This window comes from Bacillus sp. USDA818B3_A (assembly GCF_009928415.1).
In the GTDB taxonomy this organism is placed as follows: Bacteria; Bacillota; Bacilli; order Bacillales; family Cytobacillaceae; genus Neobacillus.
In genome coordinates this window covers 634,217-656,685 of sequence record NZ_JAABNN010000002.1, presented here as the reverse complement: position 1 = coordinate 656,685, position 22,469 = coordinate 634,217, and the positions used below count along the sequence as shown (strand labels likewise).

Below are 22,469 nucleotides of genomic sequence, written 5' to 3'. Positions count from 1 at the left end.
CTATGACATTTATTAAAAGGAATAACAAATCCTTGTATTATGGGGATGAGCCAATCCTTCTTCGCGGTTTCGGATTAGGGGGATGGCTTCTTCCAGAGGGGTATATGTGGAAGTTATATACGAAGTGTGACCGCCCCCGCCGAATGGAAAAACTTATTGAAGAGCTTTGCGGAAAAGAATATGCAGAGAGGTTTTGGGAAGCTTATTTTTCTAGTTATATTACAAAATTTGATATAGAACTTATTGCTTCGAGGGGATATAATTCGGTACGTCTTCCTTTAAATTCCCGCTTCCTATACGAATATCAGGACGATCAATATGTGTGGAAGGAAGCCGGATTTCGACATATTGACCGTCTAATTGAATGGTGCAAAAAATATGGCCTTTATATCATACTGGATATGCACGGGGCGCCTGGCGGACAAACCGGCACAAATATTGATGATAGCGCTAATGATAAACCTGAATTATTCTTAGATCGGCAAAATCAGCTAGATTTACTTGCCCTTTGGAAGGAGATTGCTAGCCGGTATGTCAATGAAACGATCATTGCAGGCTATGACCTGTTAAATGAACCATTGCCAAAGTGGTTCTCCGAGTATAACGAGCTTGTTCTTCCATTGTATAAGGAATTGATAAATGAAATTCGCTCTGTAGATAAGAATCATCTAATCATTCTGGAAGGAGTTCATTGGTCTACAGATTTTTCAATTTTTGACGGTTTAAAACCCGAAGAATTGGATGATAATCTGATGCTCCAATTCCATAAATATTGGAGTCCTCCAGACGAAGAAAGTTTGGTCTACTTTTTGGATTACAGGAATCAAGTGAACCTGCCCATATTCATGGGGGAAGGCGGAGAAAATAATCTAATGTGGTATTCGGCTATTTTCCCTTTGTATGACCGATTGGACATTTCATGGAGTTTTTGGTCCTACAAAAAAATGGATTGCACCAACTCACCTGTTACCTTTTCAATCCCGGAAGGATGGAACAAGCTTACCGAATACATTGATGGAGAGATAGAACTTTCCCAACAAGATGCTACACATTTATTTGATCAATTCCTACTTAGTATCCAAACACCAATGATGAATGAATCAGTTTTTAATAGTCTTCGTTTACAAGTTCCGATTCGGCTTCATTGTGAATTTTATACTCATTATTCTAATATTCTCACACGGCAAAAAGGTGCAGAGCTTCGATGTAACGAACCTGTATCGATTCAGTTTGAAAATGGAAAAACGGGTGTCCCAGATTACGCCAGATACGGAGGGGAACCTGAACCAAAAGAAGAAAATGTAATCGTGGAAATTCGGGAAGGAGAAAGCCTCATTTATGAATTTGTGACAGATAAATCCCATAAAGATATTCAATTTTCCATTTTCGTAAGAGGTGACGGAGTACTTGAACTGAGTTGTGAAACCTTTACATGTTTATTAAACGTTAAGGGTGAATGGTCAACCATTCAAAGCCCTTCTTTCAGAAATCTCGATTCTAATAGATACTCATTGTCCCTCCTATGCATGAAGGGAGAGGTTCAATTGGATTTTATCGATATTAATATAGTTGAAGAATCACAATATTTGTCATAACTTTATAGTTTTCATAGTAAAAGAGGGAAAGCTTTTCCCTCTTTTATTTTTGGATATTCAAGATTCCATTTGATAATTGTTGGAATCTTGTTTATATCGTCCTGGAGGAACTCCTGCTGTTTTTGTAAACTGTTTGGTAAAAGAATACGTATCACTATAACCAGTGAGTTGCGCGGCCTCCTTAATTGACATACCGGAATGAAGCATCAGTTTGGCATGCTTCATTTTTTGTTCAATTCGATATTGAGCGGGTGAGGTGCCTGTCCATTTTCGGAACTGTTTTCGGAAATTTTCATAGCTCATATTTAGTCCTGCAGCAACCTCCTCTAGGGAGATGGTCTTCTCCATCTCTAAAGAAAGTAAGAGACAAGCTTCTTCTATTGCTTCTCTCATGGAATCTTTAGGTGAAGCTTTTTGTATAGGAGAGAGAGTGGAAAGGACGATCTCCTGGGCCAATAGAGACAAAGAGGGGAGCTTTGAATCTTCAGCCTCTTTTAATTGTTCTAGGAGCCTATTGAACCTTTGTATGGAATCATCATCATAATTAACCTTTTTTACTGGAATGTCAGGCAGAAGGTTAAGACTGTTTAGATAATCATAGGTTGTTCGGCCAAAACTGATAAAGAATTCGAGCCATCTGCCATCTGGGATGACTTCTGTCGAATGACGGACACCAGGAATTCGTTGCACAAAATCCCCTGCGTGAATAGGGATTTTGTGATCTTCTTCTGTGTAGTAGTACCCGCTGCCAGATAAGAGGATGAAACAACTATAGTAATCAATCAGAAAATCATGTTGAGAATGTTCTTTGTTGGGCTTGGTCATATATCCGCAAGCTAGAATCCCATTTGAAAAATTGGTCCCTATGCATCGGTAGATTATATCTTTTCTCATCTCTATTTTCACAGGAATTCCCCCAGAAATATTCATAGTTTTATACCAAAATGGATAAAAGAAACACCATATTTAACATTTTATAAATAACATTATTTATATACAATTGTAAATATATAAGCACAAGGAATTAAACTATCCATACCAAATATGATAAAAGGAGATTAGGATTATGAGAGATTGGGAAAATCAGTATATCACACAGAGAAATCGTTACCCGATGCATTCTCCCTATGGAGCCTACGAAACAGTGGAGCAGGCACTTACAGCTGATCGATCTGTTTCTAAGTATGTCCAAAGCCTGAACGGCATGTGGAAATTCAACCTAACAGAAAGTCCTTTAGTTGAACCTGAAGGGTTTGAAACCGTCGGTTATGATGACTCATCTTGGGAGGATATCCCCGTTCCTTCGAATTGGGAACTGCATGGTTATGGAAAACCAGTCTACACCAATATGATCTATCCTTTTAAAAGAGAAGGGTCTGAATCCCGATTTGAGATTGAAGTCGCGGAAGGTCAAGTTGAATTAAATGCACCATTTGTACCTGAAAATAATCTTACGGGATATTATCGAAGGGATTTTGAAGTTCCTGATTATTTTGAAGGAAGAGACGTCTTTATTGAATTCGGTGGAGTTGAATCCTGTTTTTATCTTTGGGTTAATGGGATTGAAATCGGTTACTCCCAGGATAGTAAACTGGATGCGGCCTTTGATATTACTCATGCCATAAAACCTGGGAAAAATGAAGTGGCTGTAAAGGTCCTTCAGTATTGTGATGGGACTTACTTGGAAGATCAGGATTATTGGCATTTATCAGGAATCTATCGTGACGTCAGACTATACGCTAAGGCGAAACAACGTGTTTTCGATTATAAGGTCGAAACCATATTTAATGGAGAAGCGTTTGATCAAGCAGATTTGAGAGTCAATCTTACCCCAAATAATTCGGTGAGAGGGTATGGGGAGTGTTATGTTAGATTAAGTCTTTATGACGCGGAGAACAACCTTATCACTACCTTTCAAAGTCAGCCTTATGCACAATGTGGTTTTTATCTCGATCCAAAGTTTATCGCCACTCCAAGCGTTACCGTGGAGAATCCTAATTTATGGTCAGCAGAAGACCCTTATTTGTATACACTAGTTATGGAAACGATAGATGGGACAGGAAAATTAACGGATATTGAGAGCACAAAGGTGGGTTTTCGTAAAATTGAAATTCGTAACGACGGTGTCCTTTATGTAAACGGAAAAAGACTGATTATTCGTGGAGTCAATTTGCATGCCTTTTGTCCAGAAACAGGAAGGACTGTTTCAAAGGAATATATGAGACAACAAATTATGAACATGAAGAAGCTGAACTTTAATGCCGTTCGAACTAGTCATTACCCTCACGCAAGCGAATGGTACGATCTGTGTGATGAACTTGGAATCTATTTAGTAGATGAGGCAAACGTGGAAACCCATGGATATGGCGGGCAGTTGAGTACATCACCTGAGTGGACAGCCGCTTATGTCGAGCGTGCCTCGAGAATGGTACTTAGGGATAAAAACCATCCGTCAGTTATTCTTTGGTCACTAGGTAATGAATCCGGTGCGGGAGCCAATCATGCAGCCATGTACGGTTGGATAAAAGAATATGATAAGACCAGATATGTCCAATATGAATCAATGAATCCCGGAAGCAATATCACGGATATTATTGCCCCGATGTACCCTCAGGTATCGTGGATAGAGGATACGATGGCAGATTCAAGTGATTTGCGGCCATTTATTATGTGTGAATATGCTTATGCGAAAAGTAATAGTAATGGCAACTTTAAACTATATTGGGATTTGGTAGATAAGTATCCTCGTTTTCAAGGGGGATTTATTTGGGATTTTCAGGATAAGGCATTGGTACAGAAAAGTAACGACGGAACTGTAAAATATGTTTATGGCGGCGCTTTTGGCGAAGATGTAGTGGATCCTGTTGAAGATATGTGCCTTAATGGGGTAGTGTTCCCTGATTTAAGTTGGAAACCTGCAGCTTATGAAGTGAAAAATGGTCAGTCACCTATTAAAATTTTCTATTATAAGCATCCGTATTTTGGCGTTGGAGAGTATAAGATAAAAAATAACTACCAATTTAAGGATCTTAGCCATCTAAGATTTATCTGGGAACTGCAGTGTGATGGCAAAATTGTCGATAGTGGAGAGATGAAACAATATTTTACAGCTCCAGGACAATCTGAGACATTGGAATATCAGTTAAATACGGAAAAAATAACCGGAGAAGCCTTTGTTAACATAAAGGTTACTCAAAAAGAGGATACCTTTTATGCGAAGGCAGGAGAAGTGGTATATCTCTATCAAATTCCACTAGAGGAGTCCGTTCTCAAAAGGACAGATGTTCGTCTTTCAGGTGAAAAGTTAACAATGGTGGAAACGGAAGACCAAATTTTGATTCAAGGGGACCTTACAGAAATTTGTTTTAATAAATCAAAATGTGAGTTTACCAAAGTGATTCTGCAGGGAGAAGAAACCTTTTCTGGTGGTCAGGACAATTTCTATCGGGCAGCGACAGGAATAGACGAAGGCACAAAGGCAGACGGAAATAATTATGCTTCTGATTGGAGAGAAGAGGGGCTGAACGAACTCACGCGTAAGGTTCAAAGTATTGAAACAGCCGTGACAGACAACCAAATATTTATTTTCACGGAAACTTCCTATAACGAAGGGAGATTGTTGGTGTCTTCTCAATATCATATTGGAAGTAAAGGAATAGAAATCAGTAAAAACGTCATCAATAATTGCTTGAGTGAAACTATTCCAAGAATCGGATTGACCTTTGTTCTTCCTGAAGATAAAAAACAAATTTCTTGGTATGGCAGAGGACCATGGGAGAATTATCAAGATCGCAAGGATGCCTCATTGATTGGTTTATATACTAGTACAGTGGCTGAACAATATACACCATATATTAAACCTATCGAGTGCGGAGGCAAGGAGGATGTCAGATACCTGCTAGTTAAGGATGACAAAGACCATGGTATATGCGTAACAGGAGCCGTTCCATTTCATTTTGATATTCATGATTACTCAATTGAAGCTTGTGACCGTGCCAATTATAGCGATGAATTGTTCAAAGATAATCAAATCTATCTAAATGTGGATGCTATTCATGCTGGCGTAGGCGGGGATAATGGCTGGACGAAAAATATACATCCTGAATACCGAATAACTAAGGGCTATTATAATTATAAGATTGCAATATCGGTATTATAAGTGTTTAAAATAGTAATGGCTATAAAAATGATATAATTAACTGTAAAGAACGGTTATAACTGGGTTTGTTTTTTAGTCGGATTTTTATACAGGAATAACTTATAAAAAAACGAACAGATCATCAAAATGATGGTCTGTTTTTTAGGTTTATGATGATCAACTTTCAAGTTGAGGTGCGTGTTTTCGTTCTCGTAAAATTTCTTGGATGATTTCGATATGAACGGCAGCCCATGATTTTTCATGGAAATGAAGAATCACACTTAGGATAAGGATGGATATATAAGCGAGAACAAAGAAAATCCAAAGCATGCTCCCCTCTTTAAACAGAAATTTATGTAATTGCTCCGTGAATAGGAGTAACAGCCAAGGACCAGCAGATACAAGAATAGGAATCATTCCAGAGCCATTTTTCTCTTTAATCATGCAAAGATATATTTTTTTTAATGTAGGGCTGTCAAGTGTTATGTAAAAGTCCTGAATTTGTTCGATTTGGTTCATTTCCTTTACGGAATTAAATGATTGTTCATTGTTCAAGGCCCTTTTTAGTTGCAGATAAATTTTATGGGCATCCCCTCGTAATGAAAACATATAAAACATATTCCTCCATCAACATAACTCATTAATAGAAGGCTTCACAAATATGGTTTCGATTATGCATACTAAGTATCCTCTATAATCTATAGAGAAAATAACGTAATGAGCAATTTTTATTTAATAAAGAACTCTCCATAAATAAAAAGTGGCATATGCCTGCCAGCCTGTCCATTTTAATGAAAGCTCATTAAGCTCATCTTTTGTGGGCTTTTTCTCAGAGCCTGTTAAGAACTTGATAGCGTTATGTAACCCTACATCATCAATCGGAAAAGCTTCAGGAAAACGTAAGCAGCGCATTAAAACGTAATTGGCTGTCCAAGGACCAATTCCACGGATCTTAATTAAACTTTTTTCTGCATCTTTAAAATTCATCTCCATTAATTTTTCTTTTGATAGTTCTCCGCTGTCCATTAACTGGGCAATCCCAATAATATATTCACTCTTTTTTACTGTCATTTTAATATCCTTTAAATCTGCTGGAGTTAATCCCGCCACTTGTTTAAAAGAGGGAAAAATCCAATGTTTTTTACCATCTATGTCAATGGATGAACCGAATCTTTCAACAAACTGCCTTTTTAATGTATAAGCAAATGCTAAGTTAATTTGCTGTCCTAGGATTCCCCAGCAGAGCGCCTCAAACAAATCTGGCACGCCTATTACTCTTAATCCTTTAAATTCTTGTACAGGTATCTTCAAGAGCGGATCAACTTTTGCCATATTATAAAACGGCATTAAATCCCGATCTAAATCAAACCATTCATAAATGAATTGGACAATCTCAACCTCTTCAGCTGGAGTAGGAGGGGAAGAGGTAATAAATTGAACAATCATCTGATTTTTCTCATTAACATGTAATTGGACAAGTCTATGGGTTGTACATGTTCTAATTACTCTTGTAATGGTTCCATTGTCAATTTCAAACATACATTCATTTTTGCTTCGTGCTAGATAACCTAGATTTGCAGTTATATTAAAGTCTGGCGGTAAATTAATCATTATTTTTTCGTCAACACTTAACCAGTGGTTTACACTTGTCAAAAAAATCACCTCCGTGACAGTTTATGTTAATATCCCGATTTCAGAGGATTATCCCTACTCTTTTGATATTGATGCGATATAATACGAAATAAGTGTTCCTAAACATTATTAGGGCTTGAATAATAGAATTATAACACTTTAACATAATTATCTATCGGAGGAATGGGAAAGTGAAATCTCAGACTAAGTCGATTATTTATTGGTCATTGTTCGATTATAGTAATTGGAAAATTTACATTGCGGCAACCTCAAAGGGTCTTTGCTTTGTAGGTTCGCAAAATGGACCTTTTGATGAATTAACAGCATGGGCAGAGAAACATTTGCCTGGCAGCCCTCTTATTGAGGATCAGGAAAAGCTCATCGCGTATGAGAAGGAATTGACTGAGTACCTTGATGGTAAACGGAAGTCCTTTACCATTCCGTTTGATTATAATGGTACCGTTTTTCAGCTAGCTGTGTGGAAGGCATTATGTGAGATACCGTTCGGAGAGACTAGGTCCTATTCCGAAATTGCGAATGCGATAAATAAGCCTGCTGCCGTTAGGGCTGTTGGCGCGGCAATCGGAAAGAACCCTGTATTAATAACCGTACCTTGTCATCGTGTGGTAGGGAAGAATGGGGCTTTAACTGGTTATCGCGGTGGCTTGGAGATGAAAACCCGGCTTTTGGAATTAGAACGACAAGGATAATGCATTAAAAAAGGTGCTAAACAACTTAAAATTATGAGTTGTTTAGCACCTTAACAAGTTAAAGCTTCATATATATCGCAAGTAAGGGCTGGGTATCCGCAAATCGAAACGCAGTATCCGCAAGTAAAAGCCGCTTATCCGCAAATTGAAACACAGTATCCGCAAGTAAGAGCCGTGTTTCCGCAAATTGAGCAGGCTATCCTTTAATGCGAATTACTTTCCTCCATATTGGAATTTTTTTTATCCACCTTTTCCAACATGTCAATCATTTCCCCTGCATCATGGCTTAGATTCAACTTTGCATTGGATGATAGATAGGATTGATTCGCTTTCTTGTTTAACTCAGAAGCAAACTTATCCATGAAAGTCAGTGCCATATCTACTGACCCTTTTTCCAAGTGGAATTGCGCCATTTTTAGAGAGTTTTCTAATTGTGGAACAATCGGTCCTGTTAACTCTCCAGTCACCTTGTATTCCTCCACCTTCTTATCTATTACTGACAAGACACCCGGGGTCCAATAAACATTTAAAGGAACATTGGCCCAATTCGTATCACTCGCCAAATAAAAGCTTGTATAAGATGGCTGGTTATAGGCTGTATTTTGTCTGGCCACTTCCGCACGATATTGCGGGTCGTGCATTAATGTATACAATTTATGATTTGTAACTTCCGTGCTAAGGTAAACCCGGATGGCCGAGCTATCGGCAGTTCGGACAAGGAGTTCCTCACGCCAGTCACCGAATATATCCGCTACTAAACCAGGATTTCCCTTTGTATCATTATTCGTTCTTGTCCCCTCTGCAGTAAGCACAATACCCTTTTGCCAATCTTTAATTGTAGGAGTGACTTCCCGTGATCCGTCCACAATCTGTGTAGTCATATCTGCGGCCCACTTAATATTCATATTAGTTCCTGGTGCAGTGTTGCTAATTTTTTGCCCATCCGCTGTCCATAAACCAACGGCCCATGTTTCTAAACCAGGATGCGATGGATCAACATCCCCAGCCATACCTCGACCCGTATCTTTACCAGTATAACCACCATAAATCGTTTGACCTGTTTTAGCATCACGGAGTGAATAACCATATGGAGCCCCTGTTGCTCCCTCATGAACCATAAAGGTTTCCAAACCAGGTCTGTTTGGATCAATGTCTGTTACATGAAGTGCATCCCCGTGTCCCAATCTGGCAAGTGTTCCAGGTGATGAGCTTTGTGGCGGCAAGGTATCCTTTGAACTGTATAACAGAGACCCGTCATGGTCAATGGTAGCTCCTCCATAAACGATTTCTTGCTTTCCATCGCCATCAACATCTGCAGCACTTAACGAGTGAGCCCCCTGTGTAGTAATTGATCCAAATTGTGGATCCGTACCGTCTTTACCATGTGGACTGTCTTTAAAGGGATTACTCATTGGTGTCCATCCGCTGTTAACGGCCCAGTTTTCTTTTATCTTTTTCCCATCCCAGCTATATGTAACAAGATTGGTCCTTGTATAATAACCACGGCCAAAAACGGCATAAGGCTTTTCACCATCAAGGTAAGCAACACTTGCTAGGAATCGGTCCACACGGTTACCCGGCTCAATCCTTGCCATCGCATAGTCTCCCCACATCAGACCATCGTCATGACGTCCAGGCTTATAGTCGATGGTATCCATTTCAGCACCTGTTTCCCCATTAAATACGGATAAATACTCTGGCCCTTCAAGAATAAATCCTTCAAAGTTTCTTAGCTTGTTATTGGCGCTTCTGCTTGGGGCATATACATCCATGAAATAATCTGCCAAACTTTCCGCATCTTCTTTGGAAAGTGGGTAGTTATATTTCTTTTCAATTCCAAAACACTCTTCAAGTGTCTTTGGCCAATGACCATTGACTACCTCTTCTTGCTTATCCCAGTCCATGAACATTTTTACGACATGATTATAATAATCTTCTTTGCTCATACGATAATCATCGGTATTACTGTATCCGGCATCAATGTCTTTTTTCGGCATCGTGATGTATTTTTTCGAGGTAACGTTACCTGATTGATCGAATCTAAGAATCTTTGTCCCCGGTGCAGTTTTAAACATGATCTCAGCTTTGCCGTCTCCATCAAAATCGTATACTAGGAATTGAGTATAATGGGCACCGGAACGAATATTCACACCCATATCAATTCGATAGAGGAGAGTGCCGTCATACTTATAGCAATCAATATAGGTATTTCCTGTATAGCCAACCTGTGAGACATCCTTGGCATTGGAAGGGTACCATTTGACAAAAAATTCATATTGCCCGTCTCCATCAACGTCTCCAACACTCATATCATTGGCTGAATAAGTGTACTTTTCACCTGCTGGTGTGACGCCATCAGCGGGTTTTTTTAGAGCTAAATCATAGTAAGAATTTTCCCAGGCTTTCACTGATGAGCTTTGGTCCATTTCTTTTCCATTTAGGACCGAGCTAACATAATATTTCGAAGTTGCCTTACCTTCTTTATCTAAAAAGTTTGTACTGTCGTTTACCGTGGCTATTTTTTTGCCATCCCGATAGACATTGAAATCAACCCCCGTTAAGCCGGTAGTAGAATGACCTTTGACCTCATTGGCCAAAAGACGCCAGCTTAAAAATACCCCCTCGGACGTTGCTGCCGCTACTAAACCTCGATCAAGGTATTCTAATTGGACCCCTTTGCCTTTAAACGTGCTGGGAAATGCGTTGTTCTGAACTCCTGCTGCAGTTACAGTTGAGACACTGGTTAATAAGAGTGGAATAGCGATTGTACTTGATAAGATCTTTTTAGTAATGGAATTTTTTTTCAAAATTTTACCCCTCCCAAATTTACTTTGAAATGACAGTCAATATGTTTACGCTTACAAAAAACTATCTACCTCCTAACAAAGTATCGATGCATTTAAATAAAGAATGATGAAAAAACCACCTTCATTATATTTTAATTATTCTGTTAATCTAATAAAAAATTCAGTTAATTTTGATGAAAATACAGTGAAGTCAAGGAATGAAAAATAGGATTCGTGCCTAATATCACAGTATAAATGAACTATTATTGTATGGTTACAAAAAGGTACGAATCTAGCAAAAAAGTGCAATATGGTATTCTAAAGAAGCAAAAATGTCTAATGGCAGGCAGTTTTTAGTTATGGTAACTATTAAGAGTACAATCTTTAGCTTACTGAATGAGGAGTGTTCTATGACTGAAAATCAAATTAGAGTATTTTTAGCTGCCGATTCAACTGTACAAACCTATGAGATCAGCGAAAAAGAACAAGGTGGATGGGGAGAATTTCTGCAGGATTACCTAACAGAAGATATTCATGTCGTCAATCATGCAATTGGTGGGAGAAGTTCTAAAACTTTTGTCGAGGAAGGAAGATTAAATAAAATAGTAGAAAAAATGAAGGAAGGTGACTATTTATTTATTCAAATGGGGCATAATGACGCCACTGCAAGCAAACCTGAACGTTATACTGATCCATTTACAACCTATAAAGATTATCTAAAAATGTACATTGAGGCTGCTAGGAACTGTCAGGCTAACCCAGTATTGATTACCCCGGTTGCCAGACTGCATAAAGAGAATGGAAGGTTTATAAACGATTTTCCAGATTACTGCCAAGCAATGAAGGAAGTTGCTGAAGAAGAGAATGTCGTTTTAATTGACTTAATGACAAAAAGTCTTAGATTGTTCGAGGCCATTGGTTATGACAAAACCCTGCCTTTCTTTATGGTATCGGTTAATGAAACAGATTTTACTCATTTCACGAAAAAAGGTGCGAAACAAATGGCGAAACTTGTCGCTGAATGCATTAAGGAGACAGAGTTACCAATTTCAAAGTTTGTGTATTATTAGAAAAATAGTTTTAAGAAACACTGTTTTTTAATAAAAGAAACCTGATTTTTAAATTTTTCAGAAAATAAGGTTCCCATATAATAAAAAGTGAATCCTTAACACTTTTATCCGATAGCCTTTGAAATAACATTCGATAAGTGGAGGTAGTTAAATGCACAGACTTGAAATTGAACGGAAAATTGAATTGCTCATTGATAATCTTGTGAACTTGAGTGACCCGGACGGGAAGTATGCCATTCCTCTTGCGGATGGCAGAAAAATAGATAATAAGAGCTTTAATTATTGGGAATGGACAGCGGGCGTTGGACTATATGGAATGATGAAATACTATAAACTCACAAAAAATGAAAACGTATTACATATCATCGTAAAATGGTTCGACGATCAGTTTAAAGAACCGCCGGTCGAGAAAAACGTGAATACAATGGTGCAAATGTTAACACTTGCCTACTTGTATGAAGAAACAAACAATCCTGCTTATCTTCCGTATTTAGAAACTTGGGGGGATTGGCTGTATCACGACATGCCACGAACAAAGGATGGCGGAATTCAGCATGTTGTGTTTGGCTCAGAAAACTATCAACAATTGTGGGACGACACGTTAATGATGAGTGTCCTGCCATTAACCAAAATAGGTTTATTACTGAACAAGCAGGAATATATCGAAGAAGCGAAGAAACAATTCTTGGTACATATTAAATATCTGTTTGATAAGAAAACTGGATTATGGTTTCACGGCTGGACTTTTGAAGGAAACCATAATTTTGCAGAAGCACTTTGGGGCCGCGGGAATTCATGGATAACAATTGCCATTCCTGAGTTTCTGGATTTAGTAGATTTACCAGAAAACGACCCTGTTCGTCAGGTATTAATAGACACCTTAAACAGACAAATTGAAGCTCTTGAAACACTTCAAAATGAAAGCGGTTTATGGCATACGGTTTTGAATGACCCAACTTCTTATGTGGAAGCATCTTGTACAGCTGGCTTTGCCTTTGGCTCATTAAAGGCTGTCCGGAAGCGCTATACCGATAAAAAGTATGTAGACATGGGACTGAAAGCCATACAGGCAGTAATTGAGAATATTGATGAAAACGGAGAATTACAGCATGTTTCTGCTGGAACGGCTATGGGAGAAACGCAACAGTTTTATAAAGATATCCCTGTAACGGGAATGCCTTATGGCCAGTCCATGGCAATTCTTGCATTAGTAGAATACTTGTATTTCAGAATCTAGTAAATAAATCGAAAAATAGAAAGGGAGTATGAATAATGGAAACTCGATATGCACATCATCCGGAGGAAATGAAAAAATATACGACTGATGAACTAAGAAGAGAGTTTTTAGTAGAAACACTTTTCGAGGAAGGTCAGGTACATCTAACTTATACCCACGTAGACCGAATGATTTTTGGCGGTGTTACACCGGCAGAAAAAGAACTGACGATCAAGCTGGATAAAGAACTTGGAGTAAGTTATTTCTTGGAGCGCCGTGAGATGGGAATTATCAATATTGGCGGAGACGGCCTTGTTATTCTTGACGGTGAAGAATATGATATGCAGCGCTATGACGGCTTGTATGTAGGAAAAGGTACCAAAGAGGTTTTATTTAGATCCATTGATGCTAATAATCCGGCTAAATTTTATATCAATTCCACTCCTGCTCACCATAAATATCCTACAGTGAAAATTGATATTAATGAAATCAAGCCGCTTGAAGCGGGCAGCCCATCAACATTAAATGAACGGAAAATCCACCAATATATTCATCCAAATGTATGTGAATCCTGCCAGCTTCAAATGGGCTTAACGATGTTATCACCAGGAAGTGTATGGAATACGATGCCATGTCATACACATGAACGCCGGATGGAAGTCTATTTATATTTTGATATGGAACCAGACACTCGTGTGTTCCACTTCATGGGTAAACCGGATGAAACAAGACATTTAGTAATGAAAAATGAACAAGCGGCGATTTCACCAAGCTGGTCGATCCATACTGGAACAGCTACAAGCAATTACACATTCATTTGGGGGATGTGCGGCGAAAACATCACTTATGATGACATGGACCACGTCAAAATGGAAGACTTAAGGTAGGTAACTTTCGGATGAAGGAAAGTTACTCTCGGATGAGAGGGAATTACTCTCGGATAAGACAGGATTACTCTCGAAAAACAGAATAAGGAGGACAAAACGTGAAATCATTATTTTCATTAGAAGGCAAAGTGGCCCTGATCACGGGTGCGAGCCGTGGTCTTGGCCAGGGGATGGCAGTTGGCCTTGCAGAAGCGGGGGCCACTGTTATTGGTGCCGGAATGAGTGATATGACTTCAACGCGTGAGCAAATTGAAGCCATCGGCGGTACCTTTCATGAACTTAAAATCGATTTATCAAAACAAGGAGCACCAAGTCAGCTTGTTATGGATGCATTATCCGCTGCTGGTCAGATTGATATCTTAGTAAACAATGCAGGTATTATCCGCCGTGCTGAAGCGGAGAATTTCTCAGATGAGGATTGGTATGAAGTGATTAATGTTAATCAGCATGCCGTCTTCCAATTATGCCGTGAAGCAGGCAAACACATGATTGAAAAAGGTTCAGGAAAAATCATTAATATTGCCTCGATGCTATCTTTCCAAGGAGGATTACGTGTACCTGCTTATACAGCTAGTAAACATGCGGTGGCAGGTTTGACGAAATCGTTTGCCAATGAGTGGGCGGGGAAGGGTGTCAATGTCAACGCAATTGCTCCCGGCTATATGGCGACAGATAATACAGCACCCATTCGCGGCGATGAAAATAGAAATGCATCGATTACCTCTAGAATTCCACAAGGGCGCTGGGGTACTCCAGAAGATTTAAAGGGAGCAGTTATCTTCCTTGCATCAGATGCCTCTAATTATGTGAATGGTCACATATTGGCAGTAGATGGCGGATGGTTAAGCTCTTAATCTCGTAAGAATGATTCATTTGGAAACCCATTATAATTTTGATTTCTAACAAAATTATAATGGGAATTTTTATAGGGATTAGCTGAAAAACAAATTTTCCAAAGGCAATGGAGGGGAAAATAATGAATAGAATCGTAGTTTGCGGCCTAAGTAATAGAGCTTTAGGGATGTTTATTCAACCGGTGCTGACACAATTTTCACAGCAAAACGAGATTGTAGGCTTACTTGATCCAGATGGACGGCGATTGGAAATCACAAAAGAAAGTTTTCCTGAATTAAGTTCAATTCCTGCTTATCATCCAGATCAATTTCAACAAATGATTCAAGATACCCATCCGGATACCGTTATTGTCACAAGCCGTGATGATACCCATATCGATTACATATTAAAAGGTTTAGAGAATGATTTAACAGTTATCACGGAAAAACCAATGGTTACCAATGCTCAAGATGCTAAAAGAGTGATGGAGGCGGAAGCAAGAAGTAATGGGAAAGTTATTGTAGCCTTCAATTATCGTTACAATCCATTTCACCGAAAAATTAAAGAGATGATTTCAGAAGGGAAGATTGGCAGGGTGACTTCTGTTGATTTGAACTGGTATATTGACACCTATCATGGGGCCAGTTACTTCAAAAGATGGAATCGCGACCGCAATCGTTCAGGCGGATTATCGATTCATAAATCCACCCACCATTTCGATTTGGTCAATTGGTGGATCGATCAACAGCCAGAGCAAGTCTTTGCCTATGGTGCCTTAAATTATTATGGCAAGGATGGGGAATTAAATCCAAGTCCGGCAGATCATCGTTATTGCAGTACTTGTCAGGAAAAACAAAATTGCCAATACTTCATGCGATGGTCCAATCGCCGAAATAACCTTGCGGTGAAAGACGATCACATTAAATCGGAAGGGATTGAAAAATCAGCACAAAGCTATACGAATTACCGGCCGGATTCCTGTATCTTCGACCATGAAATTGAAATTGAAGATACATATGCGGTCACAGTTAAGTATGATAAGGGGGCTTTTTTAAGCTACTCGGTCAATTTTTCCCTTCCTTATGAGGGTTATCGCCTGGCTATTAATGGAACGAAAGGGAGAATTGAAACAACTGAATATCATGAGCCAAGCAGAATCCCTTTCCCATTCCCGGAACAGACCATCGAATATTATCCGCTATTCGGTTCAAAGGAGATTATACATGTCTTGCAAAATGAAGGGGGGCATGGCGGGGGCGACCCAGTGCTTCAGGAAGATCTCTTTCTAGGCGTAGATCCTAGCAGGCCTTATGAGATTCTTGCAGGAGCCGAAGCCGGAGCTTATTCTATCGCCGTTGGTGAGGGAGTATGGCGTTCGAGTAAGGAGAATCGACCATTTAGTATAAAGGAATTGCTGAGGGAAACGAGTGATTCATCGCAATTAGTTTAGTTAGTGGAATTTCATGGGGCTGAGATTGGGGTTTTTCGTTTTCGCCGATAAAAGTTAAAAATCGCTGATAAACTCAGAAAATCGCCGATAAATTGCCAAAACCGCTGATAAGTCTCTGAAAACCGCTGATAACAGATAAATTTACGTTTATTTAAAAGAAGAAATCAATGATTTGGGTGGGATATAAATGCCTCAACTGATATTTGATCAAGAAAAAGTAAAAGAAGCTATAGAACTCATCGTGGATAGGACCTCAAAAATGGATTTCAGCTGGGATTGGCCGGGAGGGGTGGCCTTTTACGGTGTGGCTGAAGCCTATGAAGCAACAGGTGAGAAAAAATATTTGCAGTTTATTAAGGAATGGGTCGATGAGGAACTGGAGGATGGACTGCCGAAGCTTACCGTCAACGCCTCATCCATCGGACATACTCTCCTGACATTATATAAAGCAACAGACGAGGAAAAATATTTAGAATATGCCACCCAGATGGCAGATTTTCTATTACATGATGCTGAAAGATTCGCAGATGGTGTCCTGCAGCATACGGTAAACGGTGAAAAGAGTGTATTCCCCGAACAAGCATGGGTCGATACGATGTTTATGGCTGGTTACTTTCTATTAAGAATCGGACATTTGCTTGATCGGAAGGATTACTTTGATTTCGGATTGAAGCAATATCATGGTCATGAGCAGTTTCTTCAGGATGAGCTGACTAATCTTTATTATCATGGCTGGGACAATATCGCTCAAAACCATATGTCCGGAATTTTTTGGGCGCGTGGAAACAGCTGGGCGGCCTATACGATGGCAAGGGCTTTAGAACTCGTGAAGGTGCAGCACCCATCCTTTATGATTATTGATGGGTCACTCAGAGATCAACTAAGTGCATTAGTTCGCCTTCAAGATGATTCAGGGCTATGGCATACGATTGTGACTGATTCTGAATCCTATTTAGAAACGTCAGGTTCGGCGGGGATTGCTGCTGCGTTACTTACAAGAGGAAAGCTTTACAATAAATATGTTCAAAAGTCAATTGACGGGATCCTCAAGCAAATTAAGGAGGACGGTTCCATTATGAATGTGTCAGCCGGAACCGCGGTCATGGATGACGCCGAAGGCTATAGAGGCGTTCCATATAAGAGGGTCCAAGGTTGGGGGCAGGGTCTGGTGCTTGCCTATTTATCCTTATTATTAAAACGGCAATTGAAAAATTAGGATTATACAAAATCAACCTGCGGGAGGGGCTTTCCTTCCACAGGTATTTTTACATAATCAAAAAGTTAGGGGAGAAATATGTTTAATCACTCTTATGTTCTTATTGATGAAGGTACAGTTATATTTCTGCCAGAAAACATAACGACTCCAGTCCAATATGCACTCGATATGATCATAAGGGATCATAAAAAGGTATTTGGCAAGCCTCCTAAATTAGCAGCATCACTAAATGAGTCTCCAGATCTGATTATTCGGTATGCCTCAAAGGACGATGATGGTCCCGAGTGGCCGGAAGGTTATTGTTTCCGGTTCAATCTTTATAATGGGAAACTGGTCATGCACATCATTGGGAATGATGATTTGGGGATTATATATGGACTTCTACATTACAGCAAGCACTACTTAGGGGTGGATCCATTTTGGTTCTGGGCAGATCTGCCAATTGAGCAAAAAGCCGAGGTCCGAATCCCTGTTCAAGATTATGATTCTCAAAAACCAAAGGTTAGATATCGAGGCTGGTTCGTGAATGATGAGGTATGTTTAATAGGCTGGAAGGAAGAATATCCACCAACAAAAGAAGTATGGTACCCAGTATTTGAAGCTCTATTACGCAGTGGAGGGAATATGGTAATTCCGGGTACAGATCTTCCAAAACATGGGATTCACACCGATTTAGCGTCAGAAATGGGGCTATGGGTTACCCATCACCATGCAGAACCCTTAGGAGCCGAAATGTTTTTACGTGCCTATCCTGGCCAAAAACCAAACTATCAAGAAAATCCAGAGCTCTTTGAGAATCTTTGGAAAGAAGCGATTGAAAAACAAAAAAATCAAAAAACCATTTGGGTCCTCTCTTTCCGCGGACAAGGAGACGCACCCTTTTGGCAGTATGCTCCGGAATTTGACACTCCAGAAAAAAGGGGAGACATGATTTCAAAGGTTGTGGAACGACAATATGAATTGATTAAGCAATCGGTCGAACAGCCGGTGTGTTCTATGGCCCTATATGGTGAAATTGCTGAGCTGTATAAAGAAGGGCATATTAGAGTGCCTAAAGGTGTCATCTACATATGGGCTGATAATGGATACGGAAAAATGGTTTCACGCAGACAAGGGAATGAAAACCTCAGAATTCCTTCCTTACCGACTGCAAACGATCCAGGTGAACATGGGATTTACTATCATATCACCTTTCATGACCTGCAGGCCTCCAATCATTTAACGATGTTCCCTTCACCGCCAGAAATGATTATTGAGGAAGTGGAGAAAGCCTTTGAAGCTAGAGCAGATTCCTATCTATTATTAAACAGCGGAAATATTCGGCCCCATCTTTATCCGTTAGATCTTGTGAGTGAATTATGGAATAAAGGAACAGTGAATAAGGAACTACACTTAGAGCGTTTTATAAAGCGTCTGTATAAATCAGGCAGCAAACAGATCGAACAGCTCTATCAAAGCTATTTCGACCAATCCATTCCATATGGTGAGAATCAAGATGATAGAGCGGGAGAGGAATTTTACCATCATCCCGCAAGGAAAATCATCGGGCACTGGCTTCAAGGAAAAGCGGATATCCCTCTGCCTAAACTATTTTGGGCAACAGGTGAAATCCCTTTTGATGAGCAAGTCCTTTGGTTTAAGAACAAATGCGAAGCGGGGCTGAAGGGATGGGAAGGATTATTACAGAAATGCCGGAACTTCAGTAACGAACTTAGTTTAGAGGATCAGAAGCGTTTTTACGACCAGTTCACTATGCAGGTTGAACTTCACGTTTCTGGATGTAAAGGGTTTATAGCCTTATGTAACGCCTATTTCCATTTTAAAAAGCAAGAGTACGCGCTTGCATTTGTGCGATTATCACAGTCGATACGCGATTATAACGAAAGTATTCTCGCACTAAAACGGGCGGAACACGGGAAGTGGGAAAATTTTTATCGGGCAGATTGGTTAACCAATGTAAAAAGTACTCTATATTCACTAGAAGCATTACGTAAGTTTATTAGAATGCAAGAAGACAGCCCGGATTTCTTCTTATGGTATAAAGAATATTTGATGCCGGAAACAGAAAAATATATTTATTTGGAAAATACTCATCGCAATCCATTATCCGATGATGAGCTTTCTACTAGGCTGGAAGAATTGTTTATCCAGAGACAGACAATATAATTGTTTTACTATGTTGAGAGATATAACAAAAAAGTACAAAAAAACAAGAAAGTCCAAATGTTAAAACCGTCTTAAAACGTTACATTCCAAAAAAATGTAATTGAAGGATTAATCTTGCTTCCTATACCCTTATGGTATCCAATGATAAACAATTCAGGAGGATCAAATGGATGACAGATAACTGTAAAAAACAATCTCTCCCTTTACGTCAAATGGAAAGCTTAAATAGGGGGCTAATCGCAGTCAAGGTTAAGAATGGTGTTTATGTAGGGTGGCGCTTGTTCGGAACGGATCCAGAAGATATTTCCTTTAATCTCTACTGCAATGGCAGGAGAGTGAATCCTTCACCCATTACCACAAGTACCAATTACTTGGACACTAACGGTGAAAGCAATGCAATTTATACGGTTTGTCCCATAATGAATGGTGTGGAACAGCCTCCTTCAGAACAAGCAGAGGTATGGGATACCAATTATTTGACCATTCCACTAAATAAACCACATGGAGGAATCTCCCCGGATGGTGTCTCCTATTCGTACAATGCAAATGATGCTAGTGTCGGTGATGTGGACGGGGATGGGGAATATGAGCTTATTTTAAAATGGGACCCCACTAATTCTCATGATAATGCCCACAAGGGATATACAGGAAACGTCTACTTAGATGCCTATAAGCTAAATGGTTACCATTTATGGCGAATTGATTTAGGCAAAAATATCCGCGCCGGTGCGCATTATACTCAATTTCTGGTGTATGACCTTGATGGTGATGGGAAAGCGGAAATTGTCTGTAAAACAGCTGACGGCACGATTGACGGAGCAGGAAACGTAATTGGAGATGCTGATGCCGATTATCGTAATCGTGATGGTTTCATTCTTGAAGGCCCAGAGTATTTGACTATTTTTGAGGGAACCACAGGAAAAGAGCTAGTAACAACAGAGTATGACCCGCCAAGAGGAAAAGGTTCTGATTGGGGAGATGACGAAGGTAACCGTGTCGACCGGTTTCTCGCCTGCATTGCCTATCTTGACGGTGAAAGACCAAGTCTAGTAATGTGCCGTGGCTATTACACCAGAGCAGTATTAGTCGCCTATAATTGGCGCGAGGCAGAACTGACGAAAATTTGGAAGTTTGATAGTCTTGAACCTGGTAATGGGGGATATTCCGGTCAAGGAAACCATAGTGTAAGCGTTGCAGACGTGGATGATGATGGGAAAGATGAAATTATCTATGGCTCCTGTGTCATTGACCACGACGGGACAGGACTCTATACCACTGGCTTAGGACATGGAGATGCCATCCACGTCGGGAACTTTATCCCTAGCAGGCCCGGTTTAGAAATCTTCCAAGTGCATGAGAACCCACAAGAAAACGGTACGGAAATTCATGATGCAAGAACGGGAGAGATTTTATGGGGAATTCCATCAGCTGAAGATGTTGGCAGAGGAATGGCTGCCGATATTGATCCAAGGTACGAGGGAGTTGAGGTCTGGTCGTCCACTCATTGGAAGACAGGAGGGGCAGGTCTATATAGCAGCTCTGGAGAAAAAATATCGGATGCAAACCCACAATCGTTTAATTTCGCCATCTGGTGGGATGGGGATCTGTTAAGGGAACTCCTCGACCATGATTATGATATGGGAACTGGAATTGGCGTAGGGAAAATTGATAAATGGGACTATGAAAATGGCAGACTAGTCAATTTACTTACAGCGAATGGAACTAGATCAAATAATGGAACAAAGGGGAATCCGTGTTTACAGGCCGATATTCTGGGGGACTGGCGCGAGGAAGTCATTTGGCGGACTGATGATAGTACAGCACTTAGAATTTATACTACAACTGAAATAACAGATCATCGGATATACACACTCATGCATGACCCCAATTATCGATTAGCGATTGCCTGGCAGAATGTGGCCTATAATCAACCGCCGCATCCAGGATTTTTTCTAGGACATAACATGGAAAAGCCGCCGGTACCACAGATTTATGAGGTAAAGCCTGGACAAAAATCAAAGGTGATTAAGTAATAGGAGGGGTTCTAAATGGTTTCGAAGAGGCCAGTCCAAATTTTTTTAGCAGGAGATTCAACAGTAGCCAACTGCCCGCCTCATGAAGCACCCATGGCAGGATGGGGGCAGGTCTTTCAATCCTTTTTCACGGATGAGGTAAAAGTCCATAATCATGCAAAGGGTGGAGCCAGTACAAACAGTTTTATTGCAGAAGGCCGGTTAGAAACGATTCTGGAATCGATTCAACCGGAAGATTATTTGTTCATTCAATTTGGGCATAATGACCAAAAACCGTATGGAACAGAGGCCTTTACAACGTATCAGTCTTACCTGAAAGAATATATTAAAGGTGCTAGGGAAAAAGGAGCTACTCCAATCTTGATTACATCCGTAAATCGCAGACATTTTGACGAAAAGGATAACTTAGTCCACTCACTTGGGGACTATCCTTTATCAATGATTCAACTATCAGAAAGGCTGGAAGTACAGCTAATTGATTTACTATCAAAGACAAGAACGCTATATGAATCATTAGGTGCAGAGGGTTCTAAGCAATTATTTACATGGTTTGAACCCTCTGTACATCCTAATTACCCAGAAGGGATTGAGGATAACACTCATTTTTGTGAACACGGAGCAGGTGAGGTCGCAAAATTAGTCATAGAAGGAATAAAGGAATTACAATTACCAATCACTGATTTTATTAAAGAATAGATTGATAGAATCCTTAAGCCTAAATACAAATACTGAGGTG

Annotated in this window: 16 protein-coding genes; 12 read left to right on the top strand and 4 right to left on the bottom strand. The window is 39.8% G+C overall.

Annotated elements, in window-relative coordinates; genetic code table 11:
* The first annotated feature begins 2 nt into the window (after nt 1-2).
* On the top strand, nt 3-1,595 hold the full coding sequence (locus tag GXK58_RS06030; RefSeq protein ID WP_160720771.1) for a glycoside hydrolase family 5 protein: 1,593 nt from the start codon (nt 3-5) through the stop codon (nt 1,593-1,595).
* Between the two features lie 57 nt (nt 1,596-1,652).
* On the opposite strand, the gene GXK58_RS06025 is transcribed toward GXK58_RS06030, so the two are convergent.
* Nucleotides 1,653-2,501 (bottom strand): helix-turn-helix domain-containing protein, encoded by an 849-nt coding sequence (locus GXK58_RS06025; protein WP_160720770.1) that lies wholly within the window; start codon nt 2,499-2,501, stop codon nt 1,653-1,655.
* A gap of 160 nt (nt 2,502-2,661) precedes the next feature.
* On the opposite strand from GXK58_RS06025, the gene GXK58_RS06020 reads away from it, so the two are divergent.
* Nucleotides 2,662-5,754, top strand: coding sequence for a glycoside hydrolase family 2 TIM barrel-domain containing protein (locus GXK58_RS06020; RefSeq protein ID WP_160720768.1), 3,093 nt, complete (start codon nt 2,662-2,664; stop codon nt 5,752-5,754).
* A gap of 156 nt (nt 5,755-5,910) precedes the next feature.
* On the opposite strand, the gene GXK58_RS06015 is transcribed toward GXK58_RS06020, so the two are convergent.
* Both GXK58_RS06015 and GXK58_RS06010 read right to left on the bottom strand, forming a co-directional pair.
* Entirely contained in the window at nt 5,911-6,342 is a 432-nt protein-coding gene (locus tag GXK58_RS06015; protein ID WP_160720767.1) for a hypothetical protein, read from the bottom strand.
* A 123-nt stretch (nt 6,343-6,465) separates the two neighbouring features.
* On the bottom strand, nt 6,466-7,344 hold the full coding sequence (locus GXK58_RS06010; RefSeq protein ID WP_160720906.1) for a DNA-3-methyladenine glycosylase 2: 879 nt from the start codon (nt 7,342-7,344) through the stop codon (nt 6,466-6,468).
* Nucleotides 7,345-7,556: 212 nt separating this feature from the next.
* Between GXK58_RS06010 and GXK58_RS06005 the strand changes: the two genes are divergently transcribed.
* On the top strand, nt 7,557-8,075 hold the full coding sequence (locus GXK58_RS06005) for a methylated-DNA--[protein]-cysteine S-methyltransferase (protein ID WP_160720765.1): 519 nt from the start codon (nt 7,557-7,559) through the stop codon (nt 8,073-8,075).
* Between the two features lie 203 nt (nt 8,076-8,278).
* Here GXK58_RS06005 and GXK58_RS06000 read toward each other — a convergent pair whose 3' ends face one another.
* A complete protein-coding gene (locus GXK58_RS06000) occupies nt 8,279-10,882 on the bottom strand; it encodes a rhamnogalacturonan lyase (RefSeq protein WP_160720763.1) in 2,604 nt (867 codons plus the stop codon).
* A 389-nt stretch (nt 10,883-11,271) separates the two neighbouring features.
* On the opposite strand from GXK58_RS06000, the gene GXK58_RS05995 reads away from it, so the two are divergent.
* The 9 genes from GXK58_RS05995 to GXK58_RS05955 all read left to right on the top strand — a co-directional run bounded on the left by GXK58_RS05995 (nt 11,272) and on the right by GXK58_RS05955 (nt 22,429).
* Nucleotides 11,272-11,931, top strand: a complete 660-nt coding sequence (locus tag GXK58_RS05995; protein ID WP_160720762.1) for a rhamnogalacturonan acetylesterase — start codon at nt 11,272-11,274, stop codon at nt 11,929-11,931.
* 151 nt (nt 11,932-12,082) lie between these two features.
* Nucleotides 12,083-13,168, top strand: coding sequence for a beta-galactosidase BglB (bglB, locus tag GXK58_RS05990; RefSeq protein WP_160720760.1), 1,086 nt, complete (start codon nt 12,083-12,085; stop codon nt 13,166-13,168).
* Between the two features lie 35 nt (nt 13,169-13,203).
* A complete protein-coding gene (gene kduI, locus GXK58_RS05985; protein ID WP_160720759.1) occupies nt 13,204-14,034 on the top strand; it encodes a 5-dehydro-4-deoxy-D-glucuronate isomerase in 831 nt (276 codons plus the stop codon).
* A 98-nt stretch (nt 14,035-14,132) separates the two neighbouring features.
* A complete protein-coding gene (kduD, locus tag GXK58_RS05980) occupies nt 14,133-14,888 on the top strand; it encodes a 2-dehydro-3-deoxy-D-gluconate 5-dehydrogenase KduD (protein ID WP_160720758.1) in 756 nt (251 codons plus the stop codon).
* 122 nt (nt 14,889-15,010) lie between these two features.
* On the top strand, nt 15,011-16,318 hold the full coding sequence (locus GXK58_RS05975; RefSeq protein WP_160720756.1) for a Gfo/Idh/MocA family protein: 1,308 nt from the start codon (nt 15,011-15,013) through the stop codon (nt 16,316-16,318).
* A gap of 187 nt (nt 16,319-16,505) precedes the next feature.
* The gene (locus GXK58_RS05970) at nt 16,506-17,534 is read left to right on the top strand and encodes a glycoside hydrolase family 88/105 protein (protein WP_160720755.1); all 1,029 of its coding nucleotides are present in this window, start codon (nt 16,506-16,508) and stop codon (nt 17,532-17,534) included.
* Nucleotides 17,535-17,612: 78 nt separating this feature from the next.
* Nucleotides 17,613-19,700, top strand: coding sequence for a glycosyl hydrolase 115 family protein (locus GXK58_RS05965; RefSeq protein ID WP_160720753.1), 2,088 nt, complete (start codon nt 17,613-17,615; stop codon nt 19,698-19,700).
* A 170-nt stretch (nt 19,701-19,870) separates the two neighbouring features.
* Nucleotides 19,871-21,733 carry a rhamnogalacturonan lyase gene (locus tag GXK58_RS05960; protein WP_237389577.1) on the top strand — a complete coding sequence of 621 codons (1,863 nt, stop codon included), beginning with the start codon at nt 19,871-19,873 and terminating at the stop codon, nt 21,731-21,733.
* Nucleotides 21,734-21,748: 15 nt separating this feature from the next.
* A complete protein-coding gene (locus tag GXK58_RS05955) occupies nt 21,749-22,429 on the top strand; it encodes a rhamnogalacturonan acetylesterase (protein WP_160720752.1) in 681 nt (226 codons plus the stop codon).
* Nucleotides 22,430-22,469 lie beyond the last annotated feature (40 nt).

Excerpts from the sequence above, each read along its gene's own strand:
- GXK58_RS06020 (WP_160720768.1), top strand. The coding sequence starts at position 2,662 with ATGAGAGATTGGGAAAATCAGTATATCACACAGAGAAATCGTTACCCG.
- GXK58_RS06010 (WP_160720906.1), bottom strand. The coding sequence starts at position 7,344 with ATGATTAATTTACCGCCAGACTTTAATATAACTGCAAATCTAGGTTAT.
- GXK58_RS05970 (WP_160720755.1), top strand. The coding sequence starts at position 16,506 with ATGCCTCAACTGATATTTGATCAAGAAAAAGTAAAAGAAGCTATAGAA.
- GXK58_RS06030 (WP_160720771.1), top strand. The coding sequence starts at position 3 with ATGACATTTATTAAAAGGAATAACAAATCCTTGTATTATGGGGATGAG.
- bglB (WP_160720760.1), top strand. The coding sequence starts at position 12,083 with ATGCACAGACTTGAAATTGAACGGAAAATTGAATTGCTCATTGATAAT.
- GXK58_RS05995 (WP_160720762.1), top strand. The coding sequence starts at position 11,272 with ATGACTGAAAATCAAATTAGAGTATTTTTAGCTGCCGATTCAACTGTA.
- kduI (WP_160720759.1), top strand. The coding sequence starts at position 13,204 with ATGGAAACTCGATATGCACATCATCCGGAGGAAATGAAAAAATATACG.
- GXK58_RS05955 (WP_160720752.1), top strand. The coding sequence starts at position 21,749 with ATGGTTTCGAAGAGGCCAGTCCAAATTTTTTTAGCAGGAGATTCAACA.
- GXK58_RS05975 (WP_160720756.1), top strand. The coding sequence starts at position 15,011 with ATGAATAGAATCGTAGTTTGCGGCCTAAGTAATAGAGCTTTAGGGATG.
- GXK58_RS06015 (WP_160720767.1), bottom strand. The coding sequence starts at position 6,342 with ATGTTTTCATTACGAGGGGATGCCCATAAAATTTATCTGCAACTAAAA.
- GXK58_RS05960 (WP_237389577.1), top strand. The coding sequence starts at position 19,871 with ATGACAGATAACTGTAAAAAACAATCTCTCCCTTTACGTCAAATGGAA.
- GXK58_RS05965 (WP_160720753.1), top strand. The coding sequence starts at position 17,613 with ATGTTTAATCACTCTTATGTTCTTATTGATGAAGGTACAGTTATATTT.